Source organism: Rahnella inusitata, assembly GCF_018288855.1.
GTDB classification, from domain to species: domain Bacteria; phylum Pseudomonadota; class Gammaproteobacteria; order Enterobacterales; family Enterobacteriaceae; genus Rahnella; species Rahnella inusitata.
The window spans coordinates 375,966-387,756 of record NZ_CP065025.1 but is presented as its reverse complement, the minus strand read 5'-3'; the positions used below and the strand labels follow the sequence as shown (position 1 = coordinate 387,756).

At 55.1% G+C, this 11,791-nt stretch carries 9 protein-coding genes; 8 read left to right on the top strand and 1 reads right to left on the bottom strand.

The window, feature by feature from the left end:
• The first annotated feature begins 90 nt into the window (after positions 1–90).
• The 6 genes from I2123_RS23575 to I2123_RS23550 all read left to right on the top strand — a co-directional run bounded on the left by I2123_RS23575 (position 91) and on the right by I2123_RS23550 (position 6,952).
• Positions 91–1,311: an isochorismate synthase gene (locus I2123_RS23575; RefSeq protein WP_213052635.1), complete on the top strand. Its 1,221-nt coding sequence runs from the start codon at positions 91–93 to the stop codon at positions 1,309–1,311.
• A gap of 11 nt (positions 1,312–1,322) precedes the next feature.
• Positions 1,323–2,969, top strand: coding sequence for a (2,3-dihydroxybenzoyl)adenylate synthase (locus I2123_RS23570; protein ID WP_213052634.1), 1,647 nt, complete (start codon positions 1,323–1,325; stop codon positions 2,967–2,969).
• Between the two features lie 3 nt (positions 2,970–2,972).
• Positions 2,973–3,842 (top strand): isochorismatase family protein, encoded by an 870-nt coding sequence (locus tag I2123_RS23565; RefSeq protein ID WP_213052633.1) that lies wholly within the window; start codon positions 2,973–2,975, stop codon positions 3,840–3,842.
• Positions 3,842–4,600 (top strand): 2,3-dihydro-2,3-dihydroxybenzoate dehydrogenase, encoded by a 759-nt coding sequence (gene dhbA / locus I2123_RS23560; protein ID WP_213052632.1) that lies wholly within the window; start codon positions 3,842–3,844, stop codon positions 4,598–4,600. The genes I2123_RS23565 and dhbA overlap by 1 nt, the downstream gene beginning before the upstream one ends.
• The gene (locus I2123_RS23555; RefSeq protein ID WP_213052631.1) at positions 4,575–5,297 is read left to right on the top strand and encodes a 4'-phosphopantetheinyl transferase family protein; all 723 of its coding nucleotides are present in this window, start codon (positions 4,575–4,577) and stop codon (positions 5,295–5,297) included. Before dhbA ends, I2123_RS23555 begins: the two co-directional genes overlap by 26 nt.
• A gap of 377 nt (positions 5,298–5,674) precedes the next feature.
• Positions 5,675–6,952 (top strand): PTS ascorbate transporter subunit IIC, encoded by a 1,278-nt coding sequence (locus I2123_RS23550; RefSeq protein ID WP_112163928.1) that lies wholly within the window; start codon positions 5,675–5,677, stop codon positions 6,950–6,952.
• Positions 6,953–7,030: 78 nt separating this feature from the next.
• Here I2123_RS23550 and I2123_RS23545 read toward each other — a convergent pair whose 3' ends face one another.
• Positions 7,031–8,290: a glycoside hydrolase family 10-like protein gene (locus tag I2123_RS23545; protein WP_213052630.1), complete on the bottom strand. Its 1,260-nt coding sequence runs from the start codon at positions 8,288–8,290 to the stop codon at positions 7,031–7,033.
• Between the two features lie 490 nt (positions 8,291–8,780).
• Here I2123_RS23545 and I2123_RS23540 point away from each other — a divergent pair, with 490 nt between their 5' ends.
• Together I2123_RS23540 and I2123_RS23535 are read left to right on the top strand one after the other, a co-directional pair.
• Entirely contained in the window at positions 8,781–10,433 is a 1,653-nt protein-coding gene (locus tag I2123_RS23540; RefSeq protein ID WP_213052629.1) for a methyl-accepting chemotaxis protein, read from the top strand.
• A gap of 19 nt (positions 10,434–10,452) precedes the next feature.
• A complete protein-coding gene (locus I2123_RS23535; protein WP_112163931.1) occupies positions 10,453–11,772 on the top strand; it encodes an ABC transporter substrate-binding protein in 1,320 nt (439 codons plus the stop codon).
• Positions 11,773–11,791: the final 19 nt, after the last annotated feature.

Below are 11,791 nucleotides of genomic sequence, written 5' to 3'. Positions count from 1 at the left end.
CACGTAAAACCGGCGAGTAGTTTACCGCCATCAGATGCAAATGATAATCGTTATTATATTCATTATCATTTTATTAACAGGAGTCGACTGATGGATGCTGTAGTGACGGATGGCAAAAGCAACGGAGCAGGGCAGGTCGGGGAGCAGTGCCCGGAGGTGGTGAAAAACATCGCGGATATCTCTCCTGCCAGCGGATTTTTCTTCACTTCCCCTTTTCGAAGCTTAGCCACGCAGGGATGTTTTACTCAGCTCACGCTGCCTGCCGCTGGCGGTGAGGCGCTGAACGGTGAATTTCAGCAGGCGATTGCGCAGGCATTCATACAGGCGCGAAACGCCGGTATCGCTCATCCGATAGTCTGTGGCGCCATTCCCTTCGATACGCAACAGCCCTCGGCATTGTTTGTGCCAAAAGAAGTGCAGTGGTTTGACCGTCAGCAGTTTCTCGATAATGCACCCGTGAGCCAAAACGCCTTGCCGGAGGTGAAGCGAAAAACGGAATATCCCGCGCAAACTGAATTCATGCAGATGGTCTCTTCAGCGGTTGAAGCCACCGAACGGGGCGCACTGCGCAAAGTGGTGCTGTCGCGCCTGCTGAAGATCGAAACCCGCCAGCCGGTGGATCGCGCCGCGCTGATGGCGCGCATGATCGAGCAGAATCCCGGCGGTTATCACTTCCACGTACCGCTGGCACAGGGCGCGCTGCTGGGTGCCAGCCCGGAACTTTTGCTGCGAAAACTCGGCAACCATTTTCACTCAAATCCGCTGGCCGGTTCGGCGAAACGCAGCGCGGATCTGCGACAGGATCATGCTGCCAGCCAGGCGCTGTTGGTGTCAGGGAAAGATGCCTACGAGCACCATATTGTCACCGACGCTATGCGCGATGTGCTAACCCCACGATGCAGCCATCTGCATATTCCTTCGCGCCCGGAACTGCTCAGTACGCCGACACTCTGGCATCTCGCCTCACCGATTGACGGCGACGTGGCGGACAGCGCTGAAAATGCCCTGTCGCTGGCCTGCCTGTTGCACCCGACACCCGCTTTGTGCGGCATGCCGACCACGTCTGCACGCGAGCTGATTTCTCGTCTCGAACCTTTCGAACGCGGTCTGTTTGGCGGCATTGTCGGGTGGTGTGATGCGCAGGGGAATGGAGAATGGGTGGTCACTATCCGCTGCGGCACGGTGGAGGCAAACCGCGTTCAGTTGTTTGCGGGAGCGGGAATCGTGCCGGACTCTGTCCCTGAATCGGAATGGGCAGAAACCGGCACTAAGCTCAACACCATGCTGCGCGCGTTTGGTCTGGCGTCATAAAGGAGACTCGCATGACGATTGCATTTACCCGCTGGCCGGATGCGCTGGCACAGCGTTACCGCGAACGCGGCTACTGGCTGGGTCTGGCGCTGACCGATATTTTACAGCGACAGGCTGACCGCGATGTCGCGGCCATTTCAGATTCAATCTCCACACTCAGTTACCGTCAGCTGGATGACAAGTCCGACAGGCTGGCCGCTGCGCTGCAACGACGCGGCCTCGGCGCGGGCGATACCGCGCTGGTACAGCTGGGTAACGTCACCGAATTTTACGTGGTGTTTTTTGCGCTGCTGAAAATCGGCGTGGTGCCGGTCAATGCGCTGTTCAGCCATCAGCGCAGTGAACTCAACGCTTATGCTTCACAAATCCGGCCTGCGTTGCTGATTGCCGATACCCATCACGCATTGTTTGCCGAGCACACATTGGTGGCGGCTTTTGTTGAACAACACCCTTCGCTGCGGGTAACGGCGCTGCGCAATGCAGAGGATGACGCGCATTCACTGGCGGCGTGGATAGCAGAGGAGGCGGGCGATTTTTGCGCCTCACCGACTCCGGCGGATGAAGTGGCGTTCTTCCAGCTTTCCGGCGGCAGTACCGGTACGCCCAAACTGATCCCACGAACTCACAACGACTATTACTACAGTATCCGGCGCAGCGTCGAAATCTGCCGTTTCGATTCGCAAACTCGCTATCTGTGCGCCCTGCCGATTGCTCACAACTACCCGATGAGTTCGCCCGGCGCGCTCGGCGTGTTCTATGGCGGCGGGCAGGTAATTCTGGCGACGGATCCGAGCGCGCAGGTCTGTTTCCCGCTGATTGAACAACACGTGATCACCGTAACGGCGCTGGTGCCTCCGGCACTGACGCTATGGCTACAGGCGATGAAGGAGTGGGAAGGGCATCCCTCCCTCGACAGTTTAACGCTGTTGCAGGTCGGCGGCGCAAAACTGAGTGAGACGCTGGCAGCCAGAGTGCCGCAGGAAATCGGCTGCCAGTTGCAGCAGGTATTCGGCATGGCAGAAGGGTTGGTGAATTACACGCTGCTGGACGACGATCCGCAGCGCATCTTCACCACTCAGGGCACGCCGATGTGCCCGGATGATGAGCTTTGGGTAGCGGATGAGCACGGAAATCCTCTTCCCGCAGGTGAAACTGGCCGTCTGATGACGCGCGGGCCTTACACCTTTCAGGGCTATTACCTCAGCCCTGAGCACAACGCCAGTGCCTTCGATGAACAGGGTTTTTACTGCTCCGGCGACCTGATTTCATTGACGGATGACGGTTATGTGCAGGTTCAGGGAAGGTTGAAAGATCAGATTAACCGTGGCGGTGAAAAGATCGCCGCAGAGGAAATTGAGAATCTGCTGTTGCGTCATGAGTGCGTGATTAACGCCGCACTGGTATCGATGCCTGACAACTTAATGGGCGAAAAAAGCTGCGCCTTTTTGGTGACACTCAGCGGTTTCAAACCGGTGCAACTGCGCCGCCATCTGCGTGAGCTGGGTGTTGCCGAATTTAAACTGCCCGACCGCTTTGTGCGGGTCGAACGGCTGCCACTGACGCCGGTGGGTAAAGTGGATAAAAAGCTTTTACGTGAACAGTTAATCGCACAAGAACAGTCTATTTCTCAAGAACACACTGCGCCACAGGGAGAATAATTCATGGCCATTCCTAAACTCGAATCCTACGCACTGCCTGCGGTCAATGAACTGCCCGCCAATAAAGTCAGCTGGACGGTTGAGCCGCAGCGCGCGGCGTTACTGATCCATGATATGCAAAAATACTTCCTCAATTTCTGGGGTGAAGACAGCCCGCTGATTGAGCAGGTGGTGGAAAACATCGCCGCGTTGCGCCGCTACTGTAAATCCGTTGGGATCCCCGTGTTTTATACCGCGCAGCCGAATAACCAGAGTGATGAAGATCGTGCACTGCTCAACGACATGTGGGGGCCGGGCCTGAACAAACATCCGGATCAGCAGGCGGTAGTGGAAGCCCTGACACCGGATACTGACGATCAGGTGCTGGTGAAGTGGCGCTACAGCGCATTTCACCGTTCGCCGTTGCAGGATATTTTGCAGGAAACTGGCCGCGATCAGTTGATCATCTGCGGGGTGTACGCCCACATCGGCTGTCTGACGACCGCGACCGACGCGTTTATGCGCAACATCCAGCCCTTCATGGTGGCCGATGGTCTGGCCGATTTTTCCCGAGACGAGCACCTGATGGCGCTGCGTTATACCGCCGGTCGCTGTGGTCGTGTGGTGACGACGGCGGAGCTACTGCCGAAAGAAACCGTTGCAAAAATCGACAGTAAATCAGCCCTGCGGGCTCAGATTTTGCCGTTGTTAGATGATGACAGCGACGACATTGGCAACGATGAAAACCTGATCGATTACGGGCTGGATTCCGTGCGCATTATGGCGCTGGCGACGGGCTGGCGGAAAATTCGCGGCGATATCGACTTTGTCGCTCTGGCCAAAACGCCGACGATCGATGGCTGGTGGGCGCTGCTTTCCGGGGAAAAAGCCTGATGAGCACAGCATGGGATTTCGCCGGTAAACAGGTTTGGGTGACCGGCGCCGGGCAGGGGATTGGTCTGCACACCGCGCGGGCATTTCAGCAAGCGGGCGCGACGGTAACGGGTTTCGATAAAACCTTCAGCGGTGAGGATAACCCTTTTCGCACCGAAGTGATGGATATCACCGACAGTCAGGCGGTCGCGGCGGTTTGCCAGCGTCTGCTGGCTGAACAACCGGTACTGGATGTGCTGGTCAACGGCGCGGGCATTTTACGCCTGGGCGCAACGGATGAGATAAGTGATGACGACTGGCAGAGTTGTCTGGCAGTGAATGCGGGCGGCGCGTTCAACCTGTTCCGCCATACGCTGCCGGTGTTCCGCCGTCAGCAACACGGCGCGATCGTCAGCATCGCCTCGAACGCGGCCCATGTGCCACGCGTCGGGATGTCGGCCTATTGCGCCTCGAAAGCGGCGTTGCGCAGTTTATGTCTGACTGTCGGATTAGAGATGGCGCCGTTCGGCGTGCGCTGTAATCTGGTGTCACCGGGTTCGACCAATACGCCGATGCAACAGGCCATGTGGCAAACGCACGACGCCGAACAGCGCACCATCGACGGTTTTCCCGATCAGTTCAAACTGGGCATTCCGTTGGGAAAAATTGCGTTGCCGCAGGAAGTGGCTGAAGCAGTGCTGTTTCTGGCTTCCGGGAGCGCCTCTCACATTACGATGCAGGATATCGTTATCGATGGCGGCGCAACGCTCGGTGCCTGAGTCCTTTATCACGGGGGCCGGGTGGCTGAACCTGCCGCCGGAATTTGGGTATTCAGGGAAGATCGCACGCTGCCACTTCACATTGGCCGCCTATCGCGATGATCTGTTTACAGAACTGGCGGTATTTTTCCCGCCCTCCCTGACGCGTGCCGTCCCGAAGCGGCGCGCGGAATTTCTTGCCGGACGCTATCTTGCCTCGATGGCGTTAACTTCCCTGGGCCAGCCACCGTTTACCGTCGGCATCGGCGACAATCGCGCACCGCAATGGCCGGAAAACGTATGCGGTTCGATCAGCCATAACGCCCATATGGCACTGTGTGCGGTACAGACAGGCGCAGGGGTGGGAATTGATGTTGAAACTTTGATGGAAGAGCAGCAGGCGCGGGATTTTTTGCCGATGATTGTTAACGGTGCCGAACATCAGCTGCTGTGCCGTCATCAGCGCGGTTCACTGGCTGCGCTTATGACGTTAACGTTTTCGGCCAAAGAGAGTCTTTTTAAAATGATTTATCCGCAAACGGGTAAATCATTTGGGTTTCTCGATGCACAACTTGTCGCACTTAATGAAGAAGAATGCCGCTTTACGCTGGAGCTAACCCGGTCACTCTCCGTCCGTTTTCCTGCCGGCAGGCGTTTTGAGGGGATTTATCTGTGGGATCAGAAGGATGTCATTACCTTTCTCTCTGCGACAAATTAACCAAATCAGTAATATCCCCAGCCTGACGCTCAATCAACGCCTTATTCATCACTAACGCCTCACTCACTCTTCACCTCTGAAACGTCGCCATATTGCCGTCGTCCCTGCTTTTTTGTGGTGCAGCGTTGTTATGTCCATTCCAAAAAGCATCTAAAAATAGACTGCGGCGCGCTAATTGCGACCTGCTTCACATCATCCCTTTGTAATGATCTATATAAAACGTCGTGCCATATAAAAAGAAACAGCGGTTCATTATTTTAAATCAATATTCAACGTGCCCCTGTTGTTTGATGCATGTTGTTTGACTGTAAATTTAAAGTAATTAAAAAAACAAATCCGCAACATTTATACATGACAATTCAATACAAGAGGGGAAGATGGAAATATTTCTGAGTTTAGTGAAAACACCGGCGGTGATAATTGCGATTATCGCTTTTCTGGGGCTACTTTTTCAAAGAGCGTCTGTCTCAAGAATTATCGCGGGAACGGCCCTTTCCTTTATCGGATTCACCATGATAAAGGTTGGCGGTTCCATTCTCATGAAGGTGCTGACCGCGTTTAGTACGTTGTTTTCCAGTGCTTTTAACATCGTTGGCGTGGTGCCGAGCAATGAAGCCATCATGGCGGCGACTATCGATCAGATTGGTTCAACGGCAGCGATAATTTTGCTGTTCTCCATGGTAATAAATATTGTTTTGGCCCGGTTTACGCGCCTTAAATTTATTTATCTTTCACTGCATCTGGTTCTGTTTATGTCTTTTGCATTGACCGCCGTGCTGATGCAGTTGGGCTACAGCTATTATCCAATCGTCATTATTTCTTCGATATTTATCGGTTGTTATATGGCCGCCGCGCCGTTTTTCCTCAACAAATTTAGCCGTGAAATCATTGGGTCGGATGAATATGCGATCTCTCATGCGGCCATCTCCTCTTATATTATTGGTTCCTATATGGGGAAATGGTTCGGCAATAAAAAAACCGATACAGAACACCTTAAAATCAGTAATAAATTCGATTTTCTGCGTGAACCTAATATTGCGACGCTGCTGACGATGCTGGTTTTGTTGCTGATTTCGTGTGTTTTCGCCACGCAGCCGCAGATTAAAACCGCAATGACGCTGGTGTACGGCGCGGGTGCGGCAGACAAGAATATGGTGATTTTTATCCTTGAGCAGTCCGCCGTGTTTGCCTGCGGACTCTATTTGGCTAAAGCCGGGGTCAACTTATTTACGGCGGAAATCGTGCCTGCATTTAAAGGATTTTCACGGGTATTCGCGCCGGGCGCCGTGCCTGCGGTGGATGTGATGGTACTTTTCACCAAGGCGCCGAATGCGACGCTGATCGGTTTTCTGGTGAGTTTCTGCGTTGAACTGGTCTGTATCCTTATCTTCCCGTTTGTCGGATTGCCGATTATCGTTCCGGGTATCATGGCGAGCTTTATTACCGGCGGCGCGGCGGCGATTTTCGGCAACGCCACCGGCGGATTCCGTGGCGCGATCATTGCCAGCGGCATCAACGGCCTGCTGCTATGCGTATTGCCTGCGCTGACGCTGCCATTGTTTTCCCACCTCGGCGCTCAGGGCGTCACCTTCGCGGATCCCGATTTCACACTGTCGTCACTGGTGCTGGACCATCTGCTGCGTTTCTTTAAATAACGAAAACATCGTGAATAAAAAAGCCGCCTCAGGGAATGAAGGCGGCTTTCTGTTTTCATCGACAGAGCAGAACGTGGCTTAGCTTCCCCAGCGGCTTCTCAAATAATTCACCGCCTGCTGAGTCTGCGGCTGATTAAGATAGTTTTCACGAAAGAGAATGGTGCCGTTAATTTGCGGGACGGATTCATTCATATCGAGCTGCTTTTTCAGCTCCGGCACGCCGCCGTTAATCATCCAGTCCGGTTCATTTTTTGACGGCTCGCCAACTTTATACAATGCGATCCCGATATACAGACGGGTGTGAGTGGGTTTCACCACGTCCGCCCACCAATGGGCTAATACGTCATAACGGGCAGCCTGACGCGAGAAGGGCCAGTAAAGCTGCGGGGCGATGTAATCGAGCAGGCCTTGCTGCACCCAGCGGCGGGTATCAGCATAAGATTCATCGTAAGCCGCCGCGCCGCGCGTATCCGAACCCGCCGGATCGTGCGAAGCATTTCGCCACACGCCCGCCGGACTGACGCCAAATTCGACGTCCGGTTTCATCTGCTTAATGGTGCGTGAAACCTGTTCGATCAGCTGCTGAGTGTTGTTGCGTCGCCAGTCGGCTTTGAACGCAAATCCCTTCCCATATCTCTGAAACGTCAGGTTGTCATTGAGGCTGGAGCCGGGAGATTCGGCATAAAAGTAATCATCGAACTGTACGCCGTCGACGGGATAATGCGCGACGACTTCGGCGACGATACTGGTGATCCAGTCCCGTGCTTCGGGTATTCCGGGGTCAAGCACAAAACGATCGCTGGCAGTGCGGATCCAGTCGCGATGCAGCACAAATACGCTGGCCGGATTAAGCGTTAGCGTTTTATTTAGTTCGGCAACGGTGGAAGGTTTGGTATTGACGGAAACGCGATACGGGTTAAACCATGCGTGGACTTTCATACCGCGTTTATGCGCTTCATCGAGCATAAATTGCAACGGATCGTAACCCGGATCCTCACCGATTTTGCCGGTCATCATATCTGACCACGGAAGAATTTTTGATGCCCAGAGCGCGGTACCGTCAGGCTTCACCTGAAAGAATACGGTGTTGATGCCGAGGGTTTTCAGCTTATCAAGCTTATCCGTCAGCGCTTTCTTCTGCAGACTGATGCGCAAGGCAGGGCTGCTGACATTTACCGACGAAACCGGTGGCCAGTCGAGGCGCGAAACGGTCGTCAGCCAGACACCGCGCACCGGTTCCTTGCTCAGAGCAGATTTTCCGGGAAGGGGTTCTATGCTGACTGGAGGACGTGGGGTCACCAGCGATTTCGGTGGTTTGGATGAGCAACTGGCCAGCATCAGCGCGGCGGCCAGCAGTGCGACACCGGTCTTTACGATTCTTAGATGAGGAAATTTGAGAGAGCAGACGATGGTAGACTCCGATTCTGTAAGTGTGTCGCTCGAAAAGAGCCATTCTCGTAGTATTCAGCACAAAGTCAATTTGTTAGAGGGCTAGCCGCTCATACTTCACGGGGATCAAAATGCTCAGAAAGAAAGGAAACGCCAGGCTCGACGAAGACATCTGCGTGCATATCTTCACTGCGTCGGCGGGGTCATCATCTGGGCGATGACGTTTACCTGAAAGCAGCAGTACAACCTCCCGCGATAAGACAAATTACCAACGCCTGACGTCGCCAACGGCGCGATAACGCGCGCGTCCTATATGATTGAAAACACGCCTAAACTTTCTCCGCTCTTTGCCGATAAACCGTTCAAAGGGCGATCACCACTTTGCCATCCGACGCTGACGCCTTCCTGTAAGATCATTGCTGTTGTCTGAGGAATCGATATGGGATTTACCATTAAGAGCCGGTTGATTGGCATCGTTGGATTATTGTGCATTTTGCTGACCGTCGCCGCGCTGTGGGCGATTTTAGGGCTTCGCGCTGCCGATCAGCGCGCGATATCGGCCTATCGCACCGAATTACTGCCATTACAGCACTCCGCGAAATTATACCGTCTGGCGCAAATGCAGTCGGCGACGCTGTTTGAATCGCTGCGCTACTGGACCGATCCGGCGGAAGTCGATCAACGCGTGGCGCAAATCAATGCTTACGGCCAGCAGATTGTTGCCGAACGCAAAGCCTATCAGGCGACGTTTGCCGTTCCGGGCAGCGAAACGTTGCGCGCGACATTCCTTAACGATCTCAATGATTATCAGGCCGCGATTGTCGATGCAGGCAAACTGGTGGCGAGCGGTAACCCGTCCGGTGCGCTGGTCATGATCGAGACCCGGCTGAAAAATGGCAGTAAGGCGTTGCAGCAGGACATCGACGGCCTGGACAACCTGATGCGCCAGCACGCTGAACGCAACTATGCAGAAAGCTCGCAGGCTTACCTCACTATGCGTAACAGCATGGCCGCTATCCTGGCGGGCGGTTTACTGGTCGCCGGTATTGCAGGCTGGCTGCTGGTGCGTTCGATTACCGGCGCGGTGCGTCGTGCGCGGCGTCTGGCGGAATCAATTTCAGCGGGTGGACTGAATCACCGACTGGGTGCGATCCCGAAAGATGAAATGGGCGAACTGATGCAGGCGCTGGCAAATATGGATGCGCGTCTGAGCGGGATTGTCCGTGAAGTCGGAGAAAGTGCGCTGGCGCTGAGCAGCGCGGCAGGGCAAATGGCCGACGGTAACAACGATTTGTCTTCGCGCACTCATGCGCAGGCCAGCGCGCTGGAACAAACCGCCGCGAGCATGGAGCAGATGACTGCGACGGTGAAATTCAATGCCGATAACGCCGCTCAGGCCAGCCAGCTTGCGCAAACCGTCCGCGAACAGGCGCAGCAAAGCAGCAGCATTCTGACTGACGCCGTCACCGCGATGCGTGATATCGAAGAATCGAGCAATAAGATCGCGGACATCAACCGTGTCATCGATGAGATAGCGTTCCAGACCAACTTGCTGGCGCTGAACGCCGCAGTAGAAGCCGCCCGTGCCGGTGAGCAGGGGCGCGGCTTTGCGGTGGTGGCCTCCGAAGTCCGTCAGCTGGCGCAGCGTTCCGCCAAGGCAGCGCAGGAAATCAAATCCCTGATCCAAACCAGCGTCAGTAAAGTGGATGCGGGAAGTAAACTGGTGATGCTGTCTGGCCAAAACTTGCAGGAAATCAACGGCGGCATGACGAAGATGGTCGAATACGTCGCGGATATTGCCGTCGCCAGCCGTCAGCAATCAAGCGGGATCGATCAGGTCAACGTCGCGATAGTCCAGATGGACAGCGCGACTTCGCAAAATGCCGCGCTGGTTGAAGAAGCCAGCGCAGCCAGCCACACGGTGAATGAGCACGCAGCACGACTGGTCGAGAAAATGTCGTTCTTCCATTTGCGACCAAACCCGCCGTCTCAGCCGGGTTTTCCTGCTGAAGTCAATCACGGGCAGGGCGTTCTTGAACCGCTGCCTGCGCTGAACGCCCCTGCACGTCAACCGCGTCTGGCTAATGCCTGACCTGAGAAGGAGCACCACCATGTCAGGTCTTTTTCACAGACGCATCCTCAGTGTGCTGCTGCCGCTGGCGTTCTGCGCCAGCGCGCAGGCGCAGACCGTGGTAAAAATCGCCACCATCGCCAACGGCGATATGACGATCATGCAGCAGATGTCCGGCGAGTTTGAAAAAGCGCACCCGGACATCAAACTCGAATGGCATGTCATGGATGACGGTGAACTGCGCAAGCAGGTGCTGAGCGACATGAACAGCGGTCAGGCGAACTTTGATGTGATCACCGTCGGCACTTATGAAGCGCCGCTGTGGGGCAAAAAAGGCTGGCTGCAACCGCTCAACAATCTGCCTGCCGATTACAACGTGGATGACCTGCTCAAGCCAATCCGCAGCGCGCTGTCATGGAACGGCACGCTGTACGCTTTGCCGTTTTACGGTGAAAGCAGCATGACTTATTACCGCAAAGACCTGTTTGCGGCGAAGCATCTCACAATGCCCGTCAATCCGACCTGGGATGACGTGAAATCTTACGCCGCGACGCTTACGGACAAATCGCAGGGCGTCTACGGTTTATGCCTGCGCGGGCTGGCCGGGTGGGGGGATAACGTCGCCTTTATCACCACGATGGCCAATGCCTACGGTGCGGAATGGTTCGATCAGGACTGGCATCCGCGTCTGGACAGCGACGAGTGGCGCGCGGTGCTGACCGATTACGTGCAGATGATGCATGACTACGGTCCGCCGGATGCCAAATCCAACAGCTTTGGACAAAATCTCAAGCTGTTCTCGCAGGGCAAATGCGCGATGTGGATCGACAGTACCGTCGCCGCCGGTATGGTTATCAATCCGCAGATTTCCCGCGTGGCCGATAAAGTCGGTTTCGCACCTGCCCCCACGGCGATTTCGACCAACGGATCGCACTGGCTGTGGGCATGGGCGCTGGCCGTTCCACAGCACGCCAGCCATAAAGATCAGGCGCAACAATTTATCACCTGGGCGACGTCGCAGGCGTACATTCAGGACGTGGCGAAAACGGTCGGCTGGGGCGCGATCCCGCCGGGCAGTCGTTATTCGTCCTATGCGCAGGTGAAATACCAGAAACTGGCGCCTTACGCCGAGGGAGTGAAACAGGCGGTTGAAACCGCGACGCCGGAAACGCCGACGCTTTACCCGGTGCCGTATCAGGGTGTGCAGTACGTGAGTATTCCTGGCTTTGATCAGATGGGTGACGCGGTGGGGAAAAATATTTCGGATTTGCTGGAAGGCAAAAAAACCATTGATGAAACGCTGAACGCCAATCAGCAGATAGTTACGACGATTTACGCCGCCACGGTGCAGGCGAATTAGCCTAAGGATTACAAAATCA